Annotated in this window: 22 protein-coding genes; 9 read left to right on the top strand and 13 right to left on the bottom strand. The window is 67.8% G+C overall.

Features of this window, described 5'->3' with window-relative positions; all coding sequences use genetic code 11:
• Positions 1 to 4: 4 nt before the first annotated feature.
• The 6 genes from garL to NGK62_RS29655 form a co-directional block, all read right to left on the bottom strand.
• Complete coding sequence (garL, locus tag NGK62_RS29630) at positions 5 to 772, bottom strand: 2-dehydro-3-deoxyglucarate aldolase (RefSeq protein WP_251881678.1); 768 nt, start codon at positions 770 to 772, stop codon at positions 5 to 7.
• Between the two features lie 73 nt (positions 773 to 845).
• On the bottom strand, positions 846 to 1,841 hold the full coding sequence (locus NGK62_RS29635) for a Bug family tripartite tricarboxylate transporter substrate binding protein (protein WP_118932819.1): 996 nt from the start codon (positions 1,839 to 1,841) through the stop codon (positions 846 to 848).
• A gap of 47 nt (positions 1,842 to 1,888) precedes the next feature.
• The gene (gene araD, locus NGK62_RS29640; protein WP_118932818.1) at positions 1,889 to 3,634 is read right to left on the bottom strand and encodes an L-arabinonate dehydratase; all 1,746 of its coding nucleotides are present in this window, start codon (positions 3,632 to 3,634) and stop codon (positions 1,889 to 1,891) included.
• A gap of 47 nt (positions 3,635 to 3,681) precedes the next feature.
• On the bottom strand, positions 3,682 to 4,788 hold the full coding sequence (locus NGK62_RS29645; RefSeq protein ID WP_280015050.1) for an Ldh family oxidoreductase: 1,107 nt from the start codon (positions 4,786 to 4,788) through the stop codon (positions 3,682 to 3,684).
• A gap of 49 nt (positions 4,789 to 4,837) precedes the next feature.
• Positions 4,838 to 5,611 (bottom strand): FadR/GntR family transcriptional regulator, encoded by a 774-nt coding sequence (locus NGK62_RS29650; protein ID WP_118932816.1) that lies wholly within the window; start codon positions 5,609 to 5,611, stop codon positions 4,838 to 4,840.
• Between the two features lie 80 nt (positions 5,612 to 5,691).
• Positions 5,692 to 6,621, bottom strand: coding sequence for a dihydrodipicolinate synthase family protein (locus tag NGK62_RS29655; protein ID WP_251881680.1), 930 nt, complete (start codon positions 6,619 to 6,621; stop codon positions 5,692 to 5,694).
• 224 nt (positions 6,622 to 6,845) lie between these two features.
• Here NGK62_RS29655 and NGK62_RS29660 point away from each other — a divergent pair, with 224 nt between their 5' ends.
• The 3 genes from NGK62_RS29660 to NGK62_RS29670 all read left to right on the top strand — a co-directional run bounded on the left by NGK62_RS29660 (position 6,846) and on the right by NGK62_RS29670 (position 9,980).
• Entirely contained in the window at positions 6,846 to 7,859 is a 1,014-nt protein-coding gene (locus NGK62_RS29660; protein ID WP_059379979.1) for a Bug family tripartite tricarboxylate transporter substrate binding protein, read from the top strand.
• Positions 7,860 to 7,933: 74 nt separating this feature from the next.
• Entirely contained in the window at positions 7,934 to 8,920 is a 987-nt protein-coding gene (locus tag NGK62_RS29665) for a Bug family tripartite tricarboxylate transporter substrate binding protein (protein WP_059379900.1), read from the top strand.
• A gap of 103 nt (positions 8,921 to 9,023) precedes the next feature.
• Complete coding sequence (locus NGK62_RS29670) at positions 9,024 to 9,980, top strand: 2-hydroxyacid dehydrogenase (protein ID WP_251881682.1); 957 nt, start codon at positions 9,024 to 9,026, stop codon at positions 9,978 to 9,980.
• Positions 9,981 to 10,127: 147 nt separating this feature from the next.
• Here the strand turns inward: NGK62_RS29670 and NGK62_RS29675 are convergent, their stop codons facing one another.
• The 3 genes from NGK62_RS29675 to radA all read right to left on the bottom strand — a co-directional run bounded on the left by NGK62_RS29675 (position 10,128) and on the right by radA (position 12,755).
• Complete coding sequence (locus tag NGK62_RS29675) at positions 10,128 to 10,367, bottom strand: hypothetical protein (protein WP_054452411.1); 240 nt, start codon at positions 10,365 to 10,367, stop codon at positions 10,128 to 10,130.
• Between the two features lie 162 nt (positions 10,368 to 10,529).
• The gene (locus NGK62_RS29680; protein WP_251881684.1) at positions 10,530 to 11,309 is read right to left on the bottom strand and encodes a sulfite exporter TauE/SafE family protein; all 780 of its coding nucleotides are present in this window, start codon (positions 11,307 to 11,309) and stop codon (positions 10,530 to 10,532) included.
• An 84-nt stretch (positions 11,310 to 11,393) separates the two neighbouring features.
• Complete coding sequence (gene radA, locus NGK62_RS29685; RefSeq protein WP_059379903.1) at positions 11,394 to 12,755, bottom strand: DNA repair protein RadA; 1,362 nt, start codon at positions 12,753 to 12,755, stop codon at positions 11,394 to 11,396.
• 415 nt (positions 12,756 to 13,170) lie between these two features.
• On the opposite strand from radA, the gene NGK62_RS29690 reads away from it, so the two are divergent.
• Together NGK62_RS29690 and hpaR are read left to right on the top strand one after the other, a co-directional pair.
• A complete protein-coding gene (locus NGK62_RS29690; RefSeq protein WP_118932813.1) occupies positions 13,171 to 13,803 on the top strand; it encodes a hypothetical protein in 633 nt (210 codons plus the stop codon).
• Between the two features lie 98 nt (positions 13,804 to 13,901).
• Positions 13,902 to 14,366, top strand: a complete 465-nt coding sequence (hpaR, locus tag NGK62_RS29695; protein WP_118932812.1) for a homoprotocatechuate degradation operon regulator HpaR — start codon at positions 13,902 to 13,904, stop codon at positions 14,364 to 14,366.
• Here hpaR and hpaD read toward each other — a convergent pair whose 3' ends face one another.
• Positions 14,367 to 15,218: a 3,4-dihydroxyphenylacetate 2,3-dioxygenase gene (gene hpaD, locus NGK62_RS29700; RefSeq protein ID WP_059379906.1), complete on the bottom strand. Its 852-nt coding sequence runs from the start codon at positions 15,216 to 15,218 to the stop codon at positions 14,367 to 14,369.
• A 37-nt stretch (positions 15,219 to 15,255) separates the two neighbouring features.
• On the bottom strand, positions 15,256 to 16,722 hold the full coding sequence (gene hpaE, locus NGK62_RS29705) for a 5-carboxymethyl-2-hydroxymuconate semialdehyde dehydrogenase (protein ID WP_118932811.1): 1,467 nt from the start codon (positions 16,720 to 16,722) through the stop codon (positions 15,256 to 15,258).
• Positions 16,723 to 16,923: 201 nt separating this feature from the next.
• Here hpaE and NGK62_RS29710 point away from each other — a divergent pair, with 201 nt between their 5' ends.
• From NGK62_RS29710 to hpaI, 4 genes are read left to right on the top strand one after another with little or no spacing between them, the layout of a single operon-like run.
• Positions 16,924 to 17,964 (top strand): fumarylacetoacetate hydrolase family protein, encoded by a 1,041-nt coding sequence (locus NGK62_RS29710; RefSeq protein ID WP_251881691.1) that lies wholly within the window; start codon positions 16,924 to 16,926, stop codon positions 17,962 to 17,964.
• 15 nt (positions 17,965 to 17,979) lie between these two features.
• Entirely contained in the window at positions 17,980 to 18,729 is a 750-nt protein-coding gene (locus NGK62_RS29715; RefSeq protein ID WP_251881699.1) for a fumarylacetoacetate hydrolase family protein, read from the top strand.
• A 33-nt stretch (positions 18,730 to 18,762) separates the two neighbouring features.
• Positions 18,763 to 19,566 (top strand): 2-oxo-hept-4-ene-1,7-dioate hydratase, encoded by an 804-nt coding sequence (hpaH, locus tag NGK62_RS29720; RefSeq protein ID WP_059379909.1) that lies wholly within the window; start codon positions 18,763 to 18,765, stop codon positions 19,564 to 19,566.
• Between the two features lie 14 nt (positions 19,567 to 19,580).
• Complete coding sequence (gene hpaI / locus NGK62_RS29725; protein WP_251881701.1) at positions 19,581 to 20,381, top strand: 4-hydroxy-2-oxoheptanedioate aldolase; 801 nt, start codon at positions 19,581 to 19,583, stop codon at positions 20,379 to 20,381.
• On the opposite strand, the gene NGK62_RS29730 is transcribed toward hpaI, so the two are convergent.
• Together NGK62_RS29730 and NGK62_RS29735 are read right to left on the bottom strand one after the other, a co-directional pair.
• Positions 20,375 to 21,151 (bottom strand): alpha/beta fold hydrolase, encoded by a 777-nt coding sequence (locus NGK62_RS29730; protein WP_251881703.1) that lies wholly within the window; start codon positions 21,149 to 21,151, stop codon positions 20,375 to 20,377. The two genes, hpaI and NGK62_RS29730, sit on opposite strands and share 7 nt — an antisense overlap.
• A 10-nt stretch (positions 21,152 to 21,161) precedes the next feature.
• Positions 21,162 to 22,139 (bottom strand): Bug family tripartite tricarboxylate transporter substrate binding protein, encoded by a 978-nt coding sequence (locus tag NGK62_RS29735; protein ID WP_251881705.1) that lies wholly within the window; start codon positions 22,137 to 22,139, stop codon positions 21,162 to 21,164.
• Between the last annotated feature and the right edge of the window lie 56 nt (positions 22,140 to 22,195).

Genomic DNA, 22,195 nt, shown 5'->3' on the forward strand with positions numbered 1-22,195 from the left:
CTCGTCAGGTCGGGAACGCCTCGCGCAAGGCGAAGGTCGCCTGCTTGAACACGCCCAGGTCGGTGCCCACCGCCACGAAGTGCATGCCCATGTCCAGGTAGCGCCGCGCATCCGCATGCACCGGCGCCAGGATGCCCACGGCCTTGCCCTGGGCCGACACCCGCTGGTACAGATGGCGGATGGCCTCCTGGACTTCGGGATGGCCGGGATTGCCGATATGGCCCAGCGCCGCGGCCAGGTCGGACGGTCCGATGAACACGCCGTCCACGCCCTCCACGGAGGCAATCTCGTCCACGGCATCGATGCCCGGGCGGCTTTCTATCTGCAGCAGTACGCAGATGTTGTCGTTGATGGTGCGCAGGTAGTCCGGCACCGTGCCATAACGGTTGCTGCGCTGGGCGCCCGCCACGCCGCGCATGCCCTGCGGCGGATAGCGCGTGGCGGCCACGGCCCGGCGCGCGTCCTCTTCGGATTCGATGAACGGAATCAACAGGTTGTAGAAGCCGATATCCAGCAGCCGCTTGATCTCCACCGGGTCGTTCCACGACGGCCGGCCCACGGCAGCGCTGGCGCTGCCCTGCAGGGCCTGCAGCTGCTGCAGGAACATCGGCACCTCGTTGGGCGAGTGCTCGCCGTCCAGCAGCAGCCAGTCGAAATTGGCCAGCCCCACGAGCTCGGCCGTGATGTGGCTGGACATGCACATCCAGAATCCGATGAGCCGTTCGCGCGCCAGGATGCGTTGCCGGAAACGGTTGGGTAAGGGTGAGTTCATTGCCGTCTTCACTTCATCAAAAAAACAGGTCAGGCCGGGCCCGCAAGCCCGGCCGCGCATTCAATCCACGCATTCAATCCATTTTTGCGCCCGAGGCCTTGGCCGCCTTGCCCCACTTCGCGATCTCGTTATCCACGAACGCCGAGAACGACTTCGGGTCGTCGGCCACCACCACGAACCCCACGCTCTCCAGCTTCTGCCGGATCTCGGGCGAAGACAGCGCCTTCACCGTCGCCTGGTTCAGGCGCTGGATCACGGCGGGCGGCGTCTTCGCCGGCGCCGACAAGCCAAACCAGGACTCGGCCGAAAAACCCGGATAGCCCGATTCCGCCACCGTCGGCGTATCGGGATAGGCGGGATTGCGCTTGGCGCTGGCCACGGCCAATGCGCGCAGCTTGCCCGAAGTGACCTGCGGCAGCAGCGTGTCCTGATTCAGGAACATGACCTGCACGCGGCCCCCGATCATGTCGGTGATGGCGGCAGCGCCGCCCTTGTAAGGCACGTGCACCAGATCGATCTTGGCGTCCTGCTTCAGCATCTCCATGGCCAGATGGCCCGACGAGCCGCTGCCCGAACTCGCATGCGTGTACTTGCCCGGGTTCTCGCGCGCCAGCTTGATGAACTCGGCGAAGGTCTTGCCCGGAAAGTCGTTGTTGGCGACCAGCACATTGGGCCCGGTCGCCAGCAGCGAGATGTGCGCGAAGTCGCTGTCGCGGTAAGGCATGTTCTGGTAGACCGCATAGCTGATGGCGTTGGAGCCCACGCCCGACAGCAGCAGGGTGTAGCCGTCAGGCTCGGCCTTGGCCACCATGTCGGAGCCGATATTGCCATTGGCGCCGCCCTTGTTCTCCACCACCACGGTCTGGCCCAGTTCCTTGGACAGCTCGGCCGCCAGCAGGCGGCCCACCGAATCGGTGCTGCCGCCCGCCGGAAACGGCACCACCAGCTTGATTTGCTTGGCGGGCCAGTCCGCGCCCTGCGCCATCAGCATGCCTGGCAGCACGGCCAGCGCCCCCGCGGCCGCCAGGATGGCCAAGCGTGCGCGCGCCGCCGGTTTCTTCTGTTGCATGGTTGTCTCCTCTGTGGGTTTTTTAGTATGTGCGCCCGGTGTCCGGGTCAGTGGATTTCAGGCTCGCCCGCGGCCGGAGCGCGCGTTTCAGTCTGAAGAAAATCGAAATCGCAGCCCGTGTCGGCCTGGCCGATGTGCTTGAGGTACAGCACGCCGTAGCCGCGCTCGAAACGCGGCGGCGGCGCCTGCCAGGCGGCGCGGCGCGCGGCCAGCTCCTCGTCGGACACCAGCAGCTCCAGGCGCCGCGCCGGCACGTCCAGCGTGATGCGGTCGCCGTCCTGCACCAGCGCCAGCGGGCCGCCCACATAGGCTTCGGGCGCCACGTGCAGCACACAGGCGCCGTAACTGGTGCCGCTCATGCGCGCGTCCGAGATGCGCACCATGTCGCGCACGCCCTGCTTCAGGAGCTTCTGCGGAATCGGCAACTGGCCCCATTCCGGCATGCCGGGCGCGCCCTGCGGCCCCGCGTTCTGCAGCACGATGACGCTGTCGGCGTCCACGTCCAGATCGGGGTCGTCGATGCGCGCGGCCATGTCGTTGTAGTCCTTGAAGACCACCGCCCGGCCCGTGTGCACCTGCAGATGCGCCTCCATCGCGGGCGGCTTGATCACCGCGCCGTCGGGCGCCAGATTGCCGCGCAGCACCGCCAGCCCGTCGCGCTCGATCAGCGCCTGCGCGCGCGGCCGGATCACGTCTTCATTGAAGATGCGCGCGCCCGCGATGTTCTCGCCCAGCGTGCGGCCGTCGACGGTGCGCTGGGTCGTGTCCAGCAGGTCGCCCAGCTGCACCAGCATGGCGCGCAGGCCGCCCGCGTAATAGAAGTCTTCCATCAGGTACTTGCCGGCCGGCCGCAGATTGGCCAGTACCGGCGTGGTGCGCGCCAGGTGATCGAAGCGGTCCAGGTCCAGCCCGAAGCCGCTGCGGCGCGCCATGGCGATCAGGTGCACCACCGAATTGGTCGAGCCGGACAGCGCCAGCACCGTGCGCACGGCGTTGTCGAAAGACGCGGCGGTCAGCAGGTCCGACGGCTTCAGGTCTTCCCACACCATCTCCACGATGCGCTTGCCGGTCAGGCTGGCCATCTGCGCGTGGCGCGAGTCCGGCGCCGGGATCGACGAGGCGCCCGACAGGCACAGGCCCAGCGCTTCGACCGCGCCCGTCATGGTGGACGCCGTGCCCATGGTCATGCAGTGGCCGGGCGAGCGGGCGATGCCGTCCTCCACGCCTTGCCAGTCTTCCTCGGTGATGTTGCCGGCGCGCAGCTCGGCCCAGTACTTCCAGGTGTCCGAGCCCGAGCCCAGGGTGTTGCCGTTCCAGTTGCCGCGCAGCATGGGGCCGGCCGGCATGAAGATGGTGGGCAGGTCCATGGACACCGCGCCCATCAGCAGCGCGGGCGTGGTCTTGTCGCAGCCGCCCATCAACACGCAGCCGTCCGCGGGGTAGGAGCGCAGCAGCTCTTCGGTCTCCATCGCCAGCAGGTTGCGGTAGAGCATGGTGGTCGGCTTCTGGAAGGGTTCCGACAGGCTCATGGCGGGCATTTCCACCGGGAAGCCGCCCGCCTGCCAGATGCCGCGCTTGACCTCTTCCACGCGCTGCTTGAAATGGCTGTGACAGGGGTTGATGTCGCTCCAGGTATTGATGATGGCGATCACCGGCTTGCCGGCGTAGTCCGAGCGGTGATAGCCCATCTGCGCGGTGCGCGAACGGTGGCCGAACGAGCGCAGGTCGCGCACGCCGTACCAGCGGTGGCTGCGCAGTTCTTCGGGTTTCTTGCGCTTGGTTGAATTGCTCATGTCTCTGTTCCTGTGCTCTTGGGCAAGGGTTTATAGGGAAAACGGGATCACGCCGCGTCCAGCAGATAGGGCGTGCCGGCGCGCTCGCAGATGGCGCGCAGGCGTTCGGCCAGCGCGACAGGGATGGGGATGCCCTCGCGCAGCCGGCGCGCGCGCTCGGCGGCCTCGGGCTCGCCCGCCACCAGCACCGGCTCGTCGGGATGGGCGGGCGGCGTATCGTGCATGGCGTCGATCATGTCGTCCATGTCGGACTCGAACGAGCCCGCCGCGCGAAAGGCGTCGGGGTTCAGGGCCAGGAAGAAATGGCCCACGTCGTCGGGTTCGCCGGGACGGCGGGTCGGGGCGCGGCGCGCGGCGAAGGCGCTGCCGCTGAGCGTGCCGCCCAGGATCTGCGCCATCATCGCCAGGCCGTAGCCCTTGTGGCTGCTCATGGCGGCAGTGCCGCCCAGCGGCGTCAGGCCGCCCTCGGGATGCTTGAAGATGAATTGCATGGCGGCCGCCGCATCGGTGACCGCGCCGCCCTGCCCGTCCACCGCCCAGCCCGGCGGCAGCGGCTGGTCGAGGAAGTCGTAGACCTTGACCTTGTTGGCGGCGACGGTGGTGGTCGCCATGTCCAGCAGAAAGGGTTCGTTGTAGGCCGCCGGCGCGCCGAAGGCGATGGGGTTGGTGCCCAGCATGGGCATGGCGCCGCGCGTGGGCACCATGATGACGCCGTTGGCGCTGCTGGTCACCAGTCCGACCACGCCGCGCTCGACCGCGATGCGCGCATAGACCCCGGCCGCGCCGAAGTGATGCGAATTGCAGACCGACACGGCGCCCACGCCGTGCTCCAAAGCCTTGTCCACCGCCAGGTTCATGGCCTGCGCCGCCACCGGATAGCCCAGGCCGCCCATGCCGTCGATCAGCGCGCTGGCGCCGCCGTCGCGCAGGATGCGCGGCCTGGCGTCCAGCCGCAGGGTGCCGGCGCGCAGCTTGTCCTCGTATGCCGGCAGCATGGAGATGCCGTGCGAATCGATGCCCAGCAGGTCGGTGCGCGCCATCAGGCCCGCAGTGACGTGCGCCAGGTCCTGCGCCATGCCCCAGGCCATCAGCACCTGCAGGATCTGCTCGCGGACCTGCTCCACCGGCGCTTGCACCGCGATATTCCCTTGCACTCTGGTCTCCTGTAGTTTTGATTCGATCGCAGCGGGCAGACGGAAGGGATCAATCGCGCTCGCGGTCCACCAGCCGGTGCCGCGCCTGGCCCAGATGGAACTGCATGGCGACGCGGGCGCGCTCGCTGTCCTGTTCGCGAATGGCGTCCAGGATCGCGGCATGCTCGTCCACCACGCGCTGCGCACGCTGGCGCGAGCCGGTGCGGGTCAGGTTCAAGGTGAGCCGCATGAAGCCGCTGATGGATTCGTGGATGCTTTCCAGCACGCCCAGATAGAAGTCGTTGCCGCTGGCTTCGGCGATGCTGGCATGGAAGGCCAGGTCGGCCTCGGCCGACACCTGGCCGCGCGCCAGGCTGTCGGCGAAGGCCGCGTGCGCGTCCGCGATCTTCCTGAGCTGCTCATCGGTGCGGCGCAGCGCCGCCAGGCGCGCGGCGTCGCCCTCCAGCGCCACCCGGACCTCCTGGGCGCGCAGGTAAGCGCTGACGTTCTGCACGTCGTTGAAGGTCTTCAGGCGCGGCGCGGGCGCATGGCTGACAAAGGTGCCCAGCCCCTGGTGCGCGGTGATCAGGCCGTCGGCGCGCAGGCGCAGCAGCGCTTCGCGCACCACCGGACGCGAGACGCCGAAGCGTTCGGAGATTTCGTTCTCGGATGGCAGCTTGTCGCCCACGTTCAGCCCGCCGGAGACGATCTGCTCGAAGATCTGGCCGTACAGCTGATCCGCCAGCCGCACCCGGTGCCCGCGTTCGAGCACCAGCGCGCCCGCGGCATCGTGTTCGGCGGGCGCCTGCGGCGCGGGCGCGGGTGTTGCTTTGGGTCGGGCCACGAAACCTCCTCGATGCTATGGCGCTGCCCGCGATGGCGGGACAGCGCTCATCGTACCGTCAATGCGCGGCGCCAGTGCGCTCACGCGGCGGCCGCCTCCCGGTCCCAGGCCGCCAGGGCGCGCGCCACCGGCGCCACGCGCTCGCGCTCGGCGGCGGAGATGCCGGTCAGCAGGGGCAGCATCGGCCCCATGTCCGCCACGCCCGACAGGGTCACGGCATCGTGCAGCACGCGGATGGGGCTGATGCTGTCGCGGCAGTCTTCCAGGCCCAGGTACTGCTGACGCACGGCCTCGGCTTCGTCATAGCGGCCGTCGCGCAGCAGATACAACAGGCGCATCGAGCCGCGCGGCGCCACGCAGACCGAGCCGGAGGTGAAGCTCTTCAGGCCGAAATCGCGGTAGTGCACGATGGCCGGGCGTTCGCCGATGCCGCTGACGATCCAGCGCGCATCCACCGCCTGCAGCAGCGACGACAGATAGGCGTCCTGCGACGGATCGTCGCGCACGACGGCGTACTTGAACGCCACGATGCGGCCCTCTTCGATCAGGCGCGCGGCGCTTTCCGGCGCCAGGTAGCCGGACGACTTGATGTAGATCACCGCAGGCTTGCCCAGCGCGTCCGTGAAGCGGCGCACGCCTTCTGCCAGGCCCGCGTCCGTATAGGGAAAGGACATGGGCAGCAGCATGGCCGTGGGAAACGCGCGCGTACGCAGGATCGCCGCCTGGTCCATCATCTTGCCGTAGTCGGGCCCCACGGAAGGCAGGATCCACGTATCCGCGCCTGCCAGCCCGGCCAGCATATCGACGATGCGCGCGTATTCGCCCACGCCCACGTTGTAGAAGTTGGCGTTGCCGCCATACATCACGTTGCGCACGCCGCCCGCTTCCAGATGGCCGAGCAGGGCCTTGTTGGCCGCCTCGTTCAGGGAAAGATCGTCGTGGCGCGCCAGCGGCGGCACGGCGATGACCGAACGCTGCAAGTCCTGCGCGGTGACCGGGGAGGTTTTCATGGGCGGGGCTCCTGGCTGATCCTGCTATCGGGTGTGTGGGTTCGAAAAAGTATACTTGGTTGACAAGCACAAGCTCAATACATATATTTGTTTTACAAGTAGTCAGGCAGCAAAACGCAGGGCGCCGCGGGGCGCCATGCGGCTTCAAAGCCTCGGGCCATGCCAGGGGCGGAATACCCCCAGAAACGATGCGCGGCCACGCGCACACCGAGGAGACGAATTCCATGCATGCAGCCCCTGCGCGAGGCCGGTCCGCCTTGGCCGTTCTTTGCACCGCCGCCCTGGCGGCGGCCGCCTTCCTGTCGCCGGCCGCGCCGGCGCGGGCAGACTACCCCGAACGGGACGTCAAGATCATCGTGCCCTTCCCGGCCGGCGGCACCACCGACATCGCGGCCCGCATCGTCGCCGCCGAACTCGGCAAGACCTGGAACAAGGCCGTGGTGGTGGACAACAAGGCAGGCGCGGGCGGCAACGTCGGCACGGCCGAGGCCGCGCGGGCCGCGCCGGACGGCTACACGCTGCTGATGGGCACCGTCAGCACGCACGCGATCAACCAGTCGGTCTATGCCAAGCTGCCCTATGACCCGGTCAAGGACTTTGTGCCGGTGACGCTGGTGATCCCCGTGCCCAACATCCTGGAGCTCAACCCCGCGTTTGCCGACAAACACGGCATCCGCACGGTGGCCGACCTGATCAAGTACCTGAAGGCCAACCCGGGCAGCGTCAACATGGCGTCCACCGGCAACGGCACTTCCACGCACCTGTCGGGAGAGCTGTTCCAGAACATGACGGGCACGCGCATGACCCACGTGCCCTACAAGGGCAGCAGCCCCGCGCTGACCGACGTGATGGCCGGTTCCGCCGACCTGATCTTCGACAACCTGCCGTCCTCCATGGGGTTCCTCAAGAGCGCCAAGCTGCGCCCGCTGGCCGTCACGACTGCCCAGCGCTCGCCCGCCCTGCCCGACGTCCCCACCATGGCGGAGGCCGGCGTGCAAGGCTATGAGGCATCCAGCTGGTTCGGCCTGCTGGCGCCGGCCGGCACGCCGCAGGCTGTGGTCGACAAGATCCAGCGCGACGTGGCCGCCGCCCTCAAGCTGGAATCCGTGCGCGCGCAGCTGCAGGCGCAAGGCGCCACCCCATCCGGCAACACCCCGGCCCAGTTCAAACAGTTCATGGCGCAGGAATCCGTCAAGTGGGCGGAGGTCGTGAAGAAATCCGGCGCCAAGGTCGACTGACCTCAAGCCGATCCGGGCCCGTCCGCAACGCGTGGGCGGCGGGCTCTTCATCAGCACGCGAACCAGGAGACACCATGAACAAACTGATGAGCGCCGCGGCCGTCGCAGCCGCCGTCGCCGCAGGCGCCGTGCTGCCCGGGATGCCCGCGGCGCAGGCTGCCGGCTATCCCGACAAACCCGTGACGATGATCGTGCCCTTCGTGCCGGGCGGCTCCTCCGACATCACCGCGCGCTCGGTCACGCCGGGGCTGACGAAAATCCTGGGGCAGACCTTCGTGGTCGAGAACAAGCCGGGCGCCAACAGCGCCATCGGCGCGCAGGCGTTGGCCCGCTCCACGCCCGACGGCTACACCATGATGGTCGGCTCCATCGGCACCTTCGCCATCAACGAGGCGCTCTACAAGAACCTGTCATACAACCCCAGCAAGGACTTCGAGTACCTGACGCAAGCCGTGCGCAATCCCAACGTGCTGGTGGCCGCGCCCGCGTTTCCGGCCAGCACCGTCGCCGAGCTGATCGAGTACGCGAAGAAAAATCCGGGCAAGGTGTCCTATGCCTCGTCGGGCACGGGTTCTTCGGACCATCTGTCCGCCGTGCTGTTCCGCCAGCGCACCCAGAGCACGGGCGTGGACGTGCCCTACCGCGGCGGCGGCGCGGCCATCGCCGACCTGATCGGCGGGCAGGTCAACGTATCGTTCCAGAACCTGGGCGCGGTCCAGACCCACATCAAGGCCGGCAAGCTCAAGGCGCTGGCCATCACCGGCGACGCGCGCGCCGCCGACCTGCCGGACGTCCCCACGCTGGCCGAAGCCGGCATCAAGGACATGGTGGTGTACTCCTGGCAAGGCTTTGCCGTGCCCAAGGGCACGCCCGCGCCCGTCGTCCAGCAACTGTCCAAGGCCTTGCAGACCGCGCTGCGCGATCCCCAGACCGAAAAGACCCTGCAGGGCCTGGGCTTCGAGGTCGTGGCCAACACGCCGCAGCAGTTCACGGCGTTCCAGCAGGCCGAGGTCAAGCGCTGGAAGGACGTCATCCAGAAAGCCAACATCCAGCTCGAGTAAGGCCGCGATCAGGACGCGGGATGCCCCTGGCGGGCATCCTGTCAGCCTGCATCAAGGCCGGATCAAGTAGCATCAACGTTTTGCCACCCACCTGTACGACAACATGACCACCAAGCATCGCATCATCCAGGTCGGCTCGCTGGCCGGTTCCCCCTACGCCAACAAGACGCTCGCCGACCGCTACGACGTCGTCGAACTATGGAAGTACCCGGACCGCAAGGCGGCGCTGGCCGAGCATGGCAAGGGCGTCACCGCCGTCGTCACCTCCGCCACCTATGGCGCCAACGCCGAACTCATCAACGCCCTGCCCGACCTGAAGGCCATCTGCAGCTGGGGCGTGGGCTACGAGACCATCGACGTGCAGGCCGCCAAGCAGCGCGGCGTGCAGGTCAGCAACACGCCTGACGTGCTGACCGATTGCGTCGCCGATCTGGCATGGGGCCTATTGATCGCCGGCGCGCGCCACATGGGCCAGGGCGAGCGCTTCGTGCGCGCAGGCCAGTGGGGCCAGGTGCACGGCGGCATTCCGCTGGGCCAGCGCGTCAGCGGCAAGAAGCTGGGCATCGTCGGCCTGGGCCGCATCGGCGAAGCCATCGCCCGCCGCGGCATGGGCTTCGACATGGATGTGCGCTATCACAACCGCCGCAAGCGCGATGACGTGGAATACGGCTACGAGGCCTCGCTCACCGACCTGGCCAAGTGGGCGGACTTCCTCATCGTGGCCACCGTCGGCGGACCCAGCACGCGCCATCTGGTCAACCGCGAAGTGCTGGAAGCGCTGGGCCCCACGGGCATCATCGTCAACATCGCGCGCGGCCCCGTCATCGACGAGACCGCGCTGGTCGCCGCGCTGGAAGCCGGCAAGCTGGGCTGCGCCGCGCTCGACGTGTTCGAACACGAGCCCAAGGTACCCGAAGCGCTGCTCAAGACCCATCGCGCGGTGCTGCTGCCGCACATCGGCAGCGCCACGCTGGAAACCCGCTTGGCCATGGAGAACCTGATGCTGGAAAACCTGCAGGCGTTCTTCGAGACCGGCCGCGTAATCACCCCGGCGGAATAAGCCCGCTCTGCGCTGCGGCCCTGGCCGCGGCGCGCCCATGAAAAAGCCTCTCGGCGCCCATACCGAGAGGCTTTCGACTTTCCGGCCCCCGCGGGAATCGGAAGTCGTTTGCGCAAAGGAACTACCAGGCCGCAAGGCCCTCAGTGCTTACTTCGCTGGTGCCGCAGCGCCGGAATGATCCGTCTTCGCGGCCCCGCCCGATTTGGCCGCCGCCGGCTTGGCGGAGGTCTTGTCGGATTTGTGATGCTTGTGCTGCGCCTGGGTCTTGGTTTCACCCGTCTTGGACGTGGCATCGGCGCCCGCCGCAAACGCCGAAGGCGCGGCAGCAAGACCGAGGCACAAGGCCGAGGTGGATAGGAACGCAGCAATACGGGAGTGAGTCGTCATTTCATGAACTCCTGAATGTAAAAGGACCGAGGTCCTTTATTCGACACGGGGCGGCAACATCGCCGCTTTACCCGTTCCCGTTTGAACCGGGCCCATCCAGAAGGTTCAGCGCGGAACCAGAAAATTTCGGTCGCTAACGCTTCGAAATATTGTGCGGGCGGTTCAGCTCTCGAATGCCAGCAAGGCCACGGTGGCGAACAGCATCAATGCGAAGCAGGCTCTCAGCTTGCGTTCAGGCAGACGGTACGCGAGCTTCACGCCCACCGGCACGAACAGCAGGCTGCCTATCGCCAGCGGCGCGCCAACCAGCCAATCGGCCTGTCCCGCCCAGGAGTAGGTGATCAACGCGATGAAAGAGCCCGGAATCACCATGCTCAGCGCCAGCGCCTGCGCGGTGGTCTGCGGCAACCTGAACACGGACGTGATGATGGGCACGGCCAGCACCGCGCCGCCCACGCCGAAGAAGCCGCCCAGCGTGCCGCACAGGATGCCCAGCACGCTGGCTCGGCGCGGCGTGAAGACGGGCGGCGCACCCTTGGCCGCCGGCTTGCGCGCCGCAGCGGGACGCGATGCGCGCCAGGTCTGCCACACGTAGAACAGCGCAATGAAGAAAAGGAAAACGGCGAAGCTGCGGCGCAGGACACCGGAATCTATGCCTAGCGCCAGCTGCGCACCGACCCAGGTGAACACCACGGCCCCGGCCGCGCCCGCCAGCGCCACGCGCTTGTCGATGCGGGTCTGCTGGTTGTACTTGCGCACCGCCATCATGATGGTGGGCAGGACCATGATGAGGGCCGTGCCCTGCGCCAACTGCTGCGACATGCCCATCAACAGCACCAGCGCGGGAATCGCGATCAGGCCGCCCCCGATGCCCAGCACGCCGCCCATGAAACCGATCAGGCCGCCCGCGGCCAGGCACGCGGCGATAACTAACAGACTCACTTCTTGCTCCAGCAGGCCCGGCCGGTTGCAGGCCGGGCAATCAGAATACCGATATGAAACCGCCGCCGACCGCCGCTGTGGGCGTCAGCGCAACTTGTCCAGCGCGGCGTCCAGCCGGTCCACCGCCCAGATCTCCAGCCCTTCGATGGGCTGGCGCGGCGCGTTGGCCTTGGGGATCAGCGCAATCGAAAAGCCCAGCTTGGCCGCTTCGCGCAAGCGTTCCTGTCCGCGCGGCGCGGGCCGGATCTCGCCCGCCAGGCCGACTTCGCCGAAAGCGATCAGGCCGCGCGGCAGCGGCTTGTCGCGCAGCGAGGACATGATGGCCAGCAGCACCGGCAGGTCGGCCGCGGGTTCCGTGATGCGCACGCCGCCCACCGCGTTGACGAACACGTCCTGGTCAAAGGTGGAAACGCCGGCATGCCGGTGCAGCACCGCCAACAGCATCGCCAGGCGGTTGCCTTCCAGGCCGACTGTGAGCCGGCGCGGGTTGGGCGCATGCGAACTATCCACCAGCGCCTGGATCTCCACCAATAGCGGACGCGTGCCTTCCTGCGTGGCCATCACGCAGGATCCCGCGACCTGCTGTTCATGCTGCGACAGGAACAGCGCGGAGGGATTGGCCACGCCGCGCAGCCCGCGGTCCGTCATGGCGAAGACGCCCAGTTCATTGACCGCGCCGAAACGGTTCTTGAAGGCGCGCACCAGGCGGAACGACGAGTGCGTGTCGCCCTCGAAATACAGCACGGTGTCCACGATGTGCTCCAGCACCCGCGGCCCGGCCAGCGCGCCGTCCTTGGTGACGTGGCCGATCATGACGATGGCGATGCCCGTCTGCTTGGCCAGGCGCGTGAGCTGGGCCGCGCATTCGCGCACCTGCGACACCGACCCCGGCGCCGCGGTCAGTTCGCCGCTGTACAGGGTCTGGATCGAGTCGATCACCGCCACGGTGGGCTTCTGCTCCGACACCGCCGCCTGGATCGACTCCAGCCGGATCTCGGCCAGCAGATTGACGTTGCCCGTCTGCAGGCCCAGGCGGCGCGCGCGCAGGGCGACCTGTTCGGCGGATTCCTCGCCCGTCACGTACAGCACGTTGGTGACTTCGGACAGCGAAGCCAGCGCCTGCAGCAGCAAGGTGGACTTGCCTATGCCGGGGTCGCCGCCGATCAGCACCACGGCGCCGGCCACCAGGCCGCCGCCCAGCACGCGGTCGAACTCTTCCAGCCCGGTAGGCTGGCGCGGGGTTTCGCGGGCTTCGATTTCAGACAGGCTGCGCACCGGGCTGGCGGCCGCCAGCGGCGCATAGCGGTGGGAGGCGGCGGCCGGCGCCGACGACTCCACGGTTTCTTCCAGCGTGTTCCAGGCGTTGCAATGCGGGCATTTGCCCTGCCACTTCGGGGTGGTGCCGCCGCAATCGGAGCACACGTATACGGTTCGGGATTTGGCCATGCGCGAAAGTGTACCGGCAAGCCAGGGGGGCATGCGCGCGCAAACGCGCGCTTTTGTCCTTGCGCGCCCCATGCTGGTGCTGCTATCTGTCATTCTGCTTTCAAAAACAGGGACGCGCTGAAGTTACATGATGCAAACTCAAGAAATTCTCTGGCGGATTTCTCCAAATCGCGCATAATCATCAGGTGCAGCGCATTGACGAACCGCCCGGCCCAGGGCGGCATACCTGCAGCCAGACGCCCCCAGGGGCGCGGCGGCGGGAATCGCGGCGCAATCACCCGCGGCTTTCCAGGAAGCCGCCTAAACCGGAACAGGACCCGAGCTACGACGAGACCGCCGGACCACCGGCGCGGCGTGCGCAGAGGTCAGACGCGGATGCGCCTTGCCACCAGGCGCATGCGCGAGGAGTACGCGCATGAGCATTACCTACCGCCCCCCTTTCGACGAAGACGATGAACGGGATCTGCGCGCCTTGTATCGCAGGCACGGTCCCGGCGCCAATCCCGAATTGGACGCGGCGGTGCGCCGCCGTTGGCATCCCGGCCATAGCTGGCACCCCGCCTGGGGCGCTGCTGCTTGCGCGGCCATGGTCTTCGGCCTGTTCGCCTGGACCGAGATGCGCGAAGCCCAGGACTTTGCCGAGCAGAACACGCCTGTCATCGCCCCCCACGAAATAGGGACAAGCTCGGAACGCGCGCCCGCGCTGCTGTCCACGCCGGCGCAAGCGCCCGCCGAACAGGCCGCGCCCGTCACCGAACGCGTGGCCGCGCCGCCGCAGGAAGCGGCGCCGCAAGCCGCTCCTGCCCAGGAAGCCGCCCCCGTCCAGGAAGCCGCGCCTGCGGAACAGCCGGCCGCCGAACCCGTCGCACCGGAAACGCCCGCCCTCAGCGACCAGGACATCGAAGCCCGCGTGACCCACATCCGGGCGCTGGTGCGCGAGGAACAGCAGGAAGAGGCCGTGCAGGCGCTGCGCGAATTGCAGCAGGCCGCGCCCGACCTGACCCTGCCCGACGACCTGCAGGAACTGGCCCAGCAGAATCCCGCCTGACCGCCGCCTCCCATCGGCGCCGCGCCCGGCGCGGACCGATGGGCGTGCGCGTCCGATTTCGCTGCGGCGCGGCTCGGCTTCTTGCTAACATAGCCGCCATGAGTCCGAGCTTCCACCACCGCAATCTCCCCCATCTGCTGCTCTACGCGCGTGAAACGCTGATGGCGCACTTCCGCCCCATCCTGCACGCGGCGGGCGTCACCGAACAACAATGGCGGGTGCTGCGCACGCTGAGCGAAGTGGGCTCCATGGAACCCAACCAGATCGCCCGCACCTGCCAGATCCTCAGCCCCAGCCTCACGCGCATGCTGGCGGGCATGCAGGAACAGGGCCTGATCAAACGCACGCGCTCCAGCGCCGATCAGCGGCGCCAGGAAATTTCGCTGACGCCCAAGAGCAACAAGCTGATCGACCGCATGCGTCCGCAAGTGGACGCGAAGTACCAGGAAATCGAGGCCCGGATCGGCAAGGAATTGCTCGACCGCCTGTATCGCGACGTCGACACCATGGTCGACCTGATCAAGCGCGAGCCCGCCGACGCGCGCGCCTCCGAAGACGAATGATCAGGCCGGCACCGGGAAGATCGCGTTGATCTGTCCCGTGCCGGAACTGGCGAAATAGTCGGTCACGATCTCCACCGGCTGGTCATAGCCGTCCCAGCCCAAGAGGCCCAGCAGCATCGCGGTATCGTGCATGCCGCCCTCGCCCACGCACAGGTCGGCGTATTCGGGCAGCATGGCGCAGAAGGTCTTCCAGTCGCCTTGGCGCCACAACTCCACCACGCGCAAGTCCACCTGCCGGAAAAACTCGCGGCTGATCTGGTGCATGGCGGCCTCGGGGCTGCCGTTGTCGTTGAAGCGGTGCGACAGCGACCCGCTGGCCAGCACCGCCACGCGGCTGTCGCTGGCCTCGATGGCCTGGCGCAGCGCCGCGCCGAAGCGGCGGCTCTCGTCCAGCGAATGCCAGGCGCACCAGGCGGCCACCGACACCACGTTGAAGCGCCCGTCGCCATTCATGTAGCGCATCGGCACCAAGGTGCCGTACTCCAGTTCCAGGCTGTCGATTTCATGCGCACGCGTGCCCACGCCCGCGGCATTGGCGCATTCGGCAATGCGCCGTCCCAGTTGTGGATTGCCGCGGTAGGCGTAGTCCATGTCCTTGATGAAATGCGGCAGCTCGTTGCTGGTGTAGCGGCCCTTGAAGCCGCTGTTGCAGTTCACGTGATAGCCGCCATTGACCAGCCAGTGCACGTCCAGCACCACGATGCTGTCCACGTCCAGGTCGCGGCACCGCTGGCCGATGATGCGGTGTCCCTGGATCGCGGCCTCCCTGCAGCCCTGGTGCTTGCCAGGCAGTTCCGAAAGATACATGGACGGCACATGCGTTACCTTGGCCGCCAGCGCGAGCTTGCCCATGGTGCTAGTCTCCTCGTTCTTGTGGTCCGGGCCGGATTCAAACGCCCCATCTGGGGATGTGGTGGCTGCCCATGGACACGCACACGTTCTTGATCTCGGCAAAGACTTCGTAACTGTATTCGCCGCCTTCGCGTCCCGTGCCCGATTCCTTGGTGCCGCCGAAGGGCTGGCGCAGGTCGCGCACGTTCTGGCTGTTGATGAACACCATGCCGGCTTCGATGCCGCGGGCCAGGCGGTGCGCCCGGCCGATGTCGCGGGTCCAGATGTAGGAGGCCAGGCCATACTTCACGTCGTTGGCCAGCGCCAGGCCCTCGGCCTCGTCCTTGAACGGCAGCAGGCAGGCGACCGGTCCGAAGATCTCTTCCTGCGCGCAGCGCATGCGGTTGTCGACGTCGGCCAGCACCGTGGGGCTGACGAAATTGCCGCCCGCCAGATGGGCCGGCAAGCCTGCGGGCCGGTCCGCGCCACCCGCGAGTATGCGCGCGCCTTCCTGCTCGGCCAGGCGGATATAGCCCGTGACCTTTTCCCAGTGCTGGCGCGTGATCATCGCGCCCACATGGGTATGGTCATCGGTGGGGTCGCCCACGGCCAGGCGCTGCGTGCGTTCGGCAAACCTGCGCACGAAATCGTCGTAGATGGATTGCTGGATGAAGATGCGCGAACCCGCGGTGCAGCGTTCGCCATTGAGCGAAAAAATGGTGAACAACGCCGCGTCCAGCGCACGCTCCACGTCCGCGTCGTCGAAGATCAGCACCGGCGACTTGCCGCCCAGTTCCATCGAGTATTTCTTGACGCCGCCGGCGCTGGCCAGGATCTTCTTGCCCGTCACGGTACCGCCCGTGAAGGAAATCGCGCGCACGCCGGGGTGGCGCACCAGCGCGTCGCCGGCGGTGGCGCCATAGCCCTGCACCACGTTCAGCACGCCGGCCGGAATGCCGGCTTCCAGCGCCAGCATGCCCAGCTGGTCCGCCGTCAGCGGCGAAAGCTCGGACATCTTCAGCACCGCGGTGTTGCCCAGCGCCAGGCACGGCGCGGTCTTCCAGGTGGCGGTCATGAACGGCACGTTCCAGGGCGACACCAGCGCGCACACGCCCACCGGCTGGTACAGCGTGTAGTTCAGCATCTGGTCGTCCACCGGGTAGGTGTGGCCGTTCATGCGCGTGCAGACCTCGGCGAAGAAATTGAAGTTTTCCGAGGCGCGTGGGATCAGCTGCTTGCGGGTCTGCGAGATCGGCAGCCCGGTGTCGCGGGTTTCCAGTTCGGCCAGCTGAGGCACGTTCTGGTCTATCAGTTCGCCCAGCCGGCGCATCAGGCGGGCGCGTTCCTTGGCGGGCGTGTTGGCCCATTTGGGAAAGGCCTCGGCCGCGGCCGCAACTGCCGCGTCGACTTCGGCCTGCCCGCCCGCGGCGACCTCGGCGATGGCCTCGCCCGTGGCGGGGTTGCTGGTGATGAAGCGGTCGCTGCTGTCGACCTGCTTGCCATTGATCCAGTGCTTGATGCTCACGCGCGGCTCCTCGTCCCGTCTGCGCCTGATGGTGCGGCGCCAATTTAATTAACGAGTTAACGTTATGCTTGCCTGACCGGGCTGTCAACGTCGGGAAACCCCCAGGCGGAACGGACCCCGACAGCCCTCTGGCCGATTGTTGTCACCGCGGTTTTTCATTAAACTAGTTAACATGATAATTACATCATGCGGAGCAAGGCCATGCCCCATATCTGGATCGAATACTCGGGCAATCTGGCCCTGGATACGCAGGCGCTGATGCGGACCGTGCAGGATGCCGCCGTGGGCGACGGCAGCCTGTTCCCGCTGGCCGGCGCGCGCACCCGCGCACTGCGCGTGGATGATTGCCTGATCGTCGACGGCCATCCCGACAATGCCTTCGTCCACGTGGTGCTGCGCATCGGCCACGGCCGCAATGCCGAACAAAAAGCCGCCCTGGGCGAACGGGTGTTCCAGGCGCTGACCGCCGCACTCGCGCCGCAGATGGCGGCGCGCCCGCTCGGCATCTCGATGCAGATCGAGGAAGCCGACCCGGTGCTGAACTACAAGCTCAACAACTACCGCGAGCACCTGGCCGCGCGCGCGGCCGCGGCCGCGGCGCCGTGGCCGCGGACCGTGGTGGGCGCGGCGCTGAATACGCGCCAGGCGCTGGCCGCGCTGGGCGACGCCGTGGACGCGCCCCCTTACAAAGCCGCGCCGAATGCGCCCGTGCTCTACATCAAGCCGGCCAATACCTACGCCCGCAACGGCGACGTCATCGTCCTGCCCGCCGACGTGGACGAGGTCGAAGTGGGCGCCTGCCTGGGCGTGGTGTTCGCCCGCCGCGCGACCCGCGTGAGCGAAGCCGAGGCGCTGGACTATGTGGCGGGGTACCGCGTGGTGGCGGACCTGTCCGTGCCGCACGCGAGCTACTTCCGCCCCGCGCTCAAGCAGAAATGCCGCGACGGCTTCTGTCCCATCGGCCAGGATGTCGCCCCCGTGGCCGCGGTCGGCGACCCGGACGCGCTGGACATCGAAGTACGCATCGACGGCCAGGTGACGCAGCGCGCCAGCACCGCCGACCTGATCCGTCCCGTGGCGCGGCTGATCGCCGACGTGACCCAGTTCATGACGCTGGAAGCGGGCGACATCCTGCTGGCCGGCACGCCCCACGGCGCGCCGCGCGCACGCGCCGGGCAGCGTTACGACATCAGCATTTCCCGGGTCGGCACGCTGGGCAATGCGCTGGCCGCCGCCCGATAAGCACAGGAGCCCGCCATGAAACATGCCCGCATCTCCCTGGACGGCGTCATCCATGCCGCCACCGAAGCCAGCCCCGGCCAGGTCCGCCTGGCCGACGGACGCGTGTATGCCGAAGACGCGGTGCAATGGCTGCCGCCCTTCGAGCCGCGCACCACCTTCACGCTGGCCATCAACTACGCCGACCACGCCAAGGAACTGGCGTTCAAGGCGCCGGACGAGCCGCTGGGCTTTCTCAAGGCTGCCAACACCTTCGTGGGCCACCGCGCCCAGACTTTCCGCCCCGCCGACGTCGCCTTCATGCATTACGAATGCGAGCTGGCGGTGGTGATAGGCAAGACCGCCAGCAAGGTCCGCCGCGCCCAGGCCTATGACTGCGTGGCCGGCTACACCGTGGCCAACGACTATGCGCTGCGCGACTACCTGGAAAACTGGTATCGCCCCAATCTGCGCGTCAAGAGCCGCGACACCTGCACGCCGCTTGGCCCCTGGCTGGTGGACCGCGACGACGTGCCCGACCCCATGAACCTGAACCTGCGCACCACCGTCAACGGCGTGGAGACGCAGCGCGGCAATACCCGCGACATGGTGTTCGACGTACCCGCGCTGATCGAGTACTTCAGCAGCTTCATGACGCTCTCGCCCGGCGACCTGATCCTGACCGGCACGCCCGACGGCATCGTCAACGTGCAGCCCGGCGACGAAGTCGTGACCGAGATCGAAGGCGTGGGACGGCTGGTCAACACGCTCGTCCCCTTCCCCCATTGATTCCACTCCAACCCAATTACACCTGGAACTCCGATGCTAGATAAAGATACCGTGCGCGCCATCGCCGCGCGCCTGCACGAAGCCGAACGCACCCGCCAGCAGATCCGCCAGATTTCGCTCGAGTACCCCGACATCACCATTGCCGACGCCTATGCCATCCAGCGCGCCTGGATGGACATCAAGCTGGCCGAAGGCCGCATCAAGCGCGGCCACAAGATCGGCCTGACTTCGCGCGCCATGCAGCAGGCCTCGCAGATCGACGAGCCCGACTTCGGCATGCTGCTGGACGACATGTTCTTCAATGACGGCGCGGACATACCCGCGGGCCGCTTCATCCTGCCGCGGCTGGAAGTCGAACTGGCCTTCGTGCTGGGCAAACGCCTGCAAGGCCCCAACGTCACGCTGTTCCAGGTCTATGACGCGGTCGACTACGTGATCCCGGCGCTGGAGATCATCGACGCGCGCTCGCACAGCATCGACCCCGACAGCAAGCGCCCGCGCAAGGTGTTCGACACCATCGCCGACAACGCCGCCAATGCCGGCGTGGTGATGGGCGGACGCCCGGTGAAGATCGGCGAGCTGGACCTGCGCTGGATCGGCGCCATCCTGTCGCGCAACGCCGTCATCGAAGAAACCGGCGTGGCCGCGGGCGTCTTGAACCATCCGGCCAATGGCGTAGTATGGCTGGCGAACAAGCTGGCCGCCCACGACGTGGCGCTGGAAGCGGGAGAGATCATCCTGTCGGGCTCCTTCACCCGGCCGGTGCTGGCCCGCCCTGGCGATACCTTCAACGTCGATTACGGCGTGCTGGGTTCCGTCAACTGCCACTTCATCTGACCACGCCACCATCCATGGACATATTGACCAACACCTTCAAGCAGGCCCTGCGCAGCGGCAAACCCCAGATCGGCCTGTGGGCGGGCCTGGCCAGCGCCTACTCCACCGAGATCATCGCCGGCGCCGATTTCGACTGGCTGCTGATCGACGGCGAACACGCGCCCAACACCTTGCAAACCACGCTGCAGCAGCTGCAATCGATGGCCGCCTATCCGGTCGCCCCGGTGGTACGGCCGGCCTGGAACGACGCGGTGCAGATCAAGCAGATCCTGGACACCGGCGCGCAGACGCTGCTGGTACCCATGGTGCAATCCGCCGAAGAGGCTGCCGCCGCCGTGGCCGCGGTACGCTATCCGCCGCAAGGCGTGCGCGGCGTGGGCAGCGCGCTGGCCCGCTCGTCGCGCTGGAACCGCATCCCTGACTACCTGCGCCGCGCCAACGACGAGATGTGCGTGCTGGTGCAGATCGAAACCCCGCGCGGCGTGGACGCGCTGGAAGAGATTCTCGCGGTGGACGGCGTCGACGGCGCCTTCATCGGCCCGGCCGACCTGTCGGCCAGCATGGGCTACCTGGGCCAGCCGGAGCATCCGGAAGTGGTCAAGGCGATCGACGACGCGATCCTGCGCATCGTGCGCAGCGGCAAGGCGGCCGGCATCCTGCACAGCGGCGTCGACCGCGCCAAGCACTATCTGTCGCTGGGCGCCACCTTCGTGGCGGTGGGCGTGGACGCCATCTTGCTGGCGCGCGCGGCCGAACAGCTGGCGGGCCAATTCAAGAGCGCGGCCGCGCCCGTGGCGGCCAAGGGTCCCTACTGACCCGCAGGCCGGGACGCGCCCTCCCGGCCCGCCAGAAACTCACGCACGGCGGTGTTGAACAATCGCGGGCGCTCCAGGTGCGCGGCATGCCCGCAGTCCGGCAGCACGCACAGGCTGCCGTGCGTCAAGGCCGCGCGCAAGGCCAGCGCCGATGGCAGCGGATGGCTGCGTTCGTGTTCGCCCGATATGACCAGCACCGGCGCGCGCACCGCCGCCAGCGCCTGCGTGTAGTCCGCGCCCGCAACCGCCGCAATCATCGACGCCGCGCCGGCCGCGCTCATGGACATGCCGTCTTGCAGGCAGGCCGCGTAGGCCGGCGCCTGCTCCCCCTGCTGGAACCAGGCGCCCAGCACGCGCCTTGCGGTGGCCCGCGGGCCGTCCGCGCGCAGGCGCGCCAAGGTCTGGTCCATGGGCTCGAAGCGCGCGGCGGCATCGACCCTCAAGCCCGCGCCATACAGCACGGCACGGCCCACGCGCCCCGGAACCGCGCACAGCAACTGCTGCGCGACGAAGCCGCTGAAAGAATGGCCCAACACGTCGAAGCTGCCTATACCCAGCTCGTCCGCCAGCGCGACGAGCGCGTCCGCATAGGCCGGCAATCCCTGCAAGGGGGCCGCTTGCGCGCCGCGCCCGAAGCCCGGCCAATCCACGGCAATCACGTCATGCTCATCGGCCAGCACACCCGCCAGGCCGTACCAGATCGCGGACGATGAACAAAAGCCATGCAGCAGGAACAGCGGGCGGCCTGAACCGCGGCGCGTGTACTCCATGTCCAGCTCCTCAGTTCTCCAGCACCACGCCGGATTCGCGCACCACCGCCTGCCATTGCGGCGCTTCGCTACGCCACTCGGAGGCGAACGACGCAGGCGTGTCCTGCCCCGGCACGAAGCCCCCCGCCAGGAAGGCCTGGCGGACCTCCGGCAAGGCCAGCACCTCATGCAGGACGCCGGCAAAGCGCGCCACCCGCTCTGGCGGCGTGCCCTTGGGCGCGGCAAAGCCCCACCAGTTGCCCTGCACCACGTCCGGCATGCCAGCCTCGCCCGCGGTAGGCACGTCGGGCAGGCCGGCGAAGCGCTCGGATGCCGCCACCGCCAGGGCCCGCACCTTGCCCTGCGGCACGTAGGCCGCGGCAATGCTGTAGCCGCCGATGTACATCTGGATCTCGTTGGCCAGCAAGGCCTGCACTCCCGGCGAGGAACCGCGGTAGGCAATGTGCGTCATGCCCGCGCCCATCGCATGCGACAGGCGGTAGCCGGAAAGATGCGGCGTGGTGCCCATGCCCGGCGATCCGTAGTTCAGCTTGCCGGCCTGCGCGCGCGCATACTGCGCAAACTGCGCGTAGTCCTGCGCCGGCACTTGCGCGCTGACGTAGACGAAGGCCGGCACGTCCGCCAACTTGCCCACCGGCTCCAGGTCGGCCAGCGGATCGAAGCCCAGCTTGCGGTACAGGAACTGATTGATGACGAAGTTGTTGGTGGCGCCCAGCACCAGCGTGTAGCCGTCGGGCTTGGCGCGCGCCACCTCCAGCGCGCCGATGTTGCCGCCGGCGCCAGTCTTGTAATCGACGATGAGAGGCTGGCCCAGACGCTTTTCCAGCAGGGGCTGGATCTGGCGCATGGCCACGTCGCCCGCCGCGCCCGGCGCGTACGGCAGGACGATACGGATGGGGTGATCGGGATACTGCGCCCGGGCGGCCAGCGGCGATGCCGCCAGGCCCAAGGCAAGCAAAACGGATACGGCGCAAGTCCGGTACGTCATGGTGTTCTCCCTGGCTGGCGGGCCACGCCCGCGCACGCGCCGGCCCGGCGGCCGGC

It is taken from the genome of Achromobacter sp. Marseille-Q4954, assembly GCF_943737025.1.
GTDB lineage: Bacteria > Pseudomonadota > Gammaproteobacteria > Burkholderiales > Burkholderiaceae_B > Achromobacter > Achromobacter bronchisepticus_A.

Excerpts from the sequence above, each read along its gene's own strand:
- garL (WP_251881678.1), bottom strand. The coding sequence starts at position 772 with ATGAACTCACCCTTACCCAACCGTTTCCGGCAACGCATCCTGGCGCGC.
- NGK62_RS29635 (WP_118932819.1), bottom strand. The coding sequence starts at position 1,841 with ATGCAACAGAAGAAACCGGCGGCGCGCGCACGCTTGGCCATCCTGGCG.
- araD (WP_118932818.1), bottom strand. The coding sequence starts at position 3,634 with ATGAGCAATTCAACCAAGCGCAAGAAACCCGAAGAACTGCGCAGCCAC.
- NGK62_RS29655 (WP_251881680.1), bottom strand. The coding sequence starts at position 6,621 with ATGAAAACCTCCCCGGTCACCGCGCAGGACTTGCAGCGTTCGGTCATC.
- NGK62_RS29660 (WP_059379979.1), top strand. The coding sequence starts at position 6,846 with ATGCATGCAGCCCCTGCGCGAGGCCGGTCCGCCTTGGCCGTTCTTTGC.
- NGK62_RS29665 (WP_059379900.1), top strand. The coding sequence starts at position 7,934 with ATGAACAAACTGATGAGCGCCGCGGCCGTCGCAGCCGCCGTCGCCGCA.
- NGK62_RS29670 (WP_251881682.1), top strand. The coding sequence starts at position 9,024 with ATGACCACCAAGCATCGCATCATCCAGGTCGGCTCGCTGGCCGGTTCC.
- NGK62_RS29675 (WP_054452411.1), bottom strand. The coding sequence starts at position 10,367 with ATGACGACTCACTCCCGTATTGCTGCGTTCCTATCCACCTCGGCCTTG.
- radA (WP_059379903.1), bottom strand. The coding sequence starts at position 12,755 with ATGGCCAAATCCCGAACCGTATACGTGTGCTCCGATTGCGGCGGCACC.
- NGK62_RS29690 (WP_118932813.1), top strand. The coding sequence starts at position 13,171 with ATGAGCATTACCTACCGCCCCCCTTTCGACGAAGACGATGAACGGGAT.
- hpaR (WP_118932812.1), top strand. The coding sequence starts at position 13,902 with ATGAGTCCGAGCTTCCACCACCGCAATCTCCCCCATCTGCTGCTCTAC.
- hpaD (WP_059379906.1), bottom strand. The coding sequence starts at position 15,218 with ATGGGCAAGCTCGCGCTGGCGGCCAAGGTAACGCATGTGCCGTCCATG.
- NGK62_RS29710 (WP_251881691.1), top strand. The coding sequence starts at position 16,924 with ATGCCCCATATCTGGATCGAATACTCGGGCAATCTGGCCCTGGATACG.
- NGK62_RS29715 (WP_251881699.1), top strand. The coding sequence starts at position 17,980 with ATGAAACATGCCCGCATCTCCCTGGACGGCGTCATCCATGCCGCCACC.
- hpaH (WP_059379909.1), top strand. The coding sequence starts at position 18,763 with ATGCTAGATAAAGATACCGTGCGCGCCATCGCCGCGCGCCTGCACGAA.
- hpaI (WP_251881701.1), top strand. The coding sequence starts at position 19,581 with ATGGACATATTGACCAACACCTTCAAGCAGGCCCTGCGCAGCGGCAAA.
- NGK62_RS29730 (WP_251881703.1), bottom strand. The coding sequence starts at position 21,151 with ATGGAGTACACGCGCCGCGGTTCAGGCCGCCCGCTGTTCCTGCTGCAT.
- NGK62_RS29735 (WP_251881705.1), bottom strand. The coding sequence starts at position 22,139 with ATGACGTACCGGACTTGCGCCGTATCCGTTTTGCTTGCCTTGGGCCTG.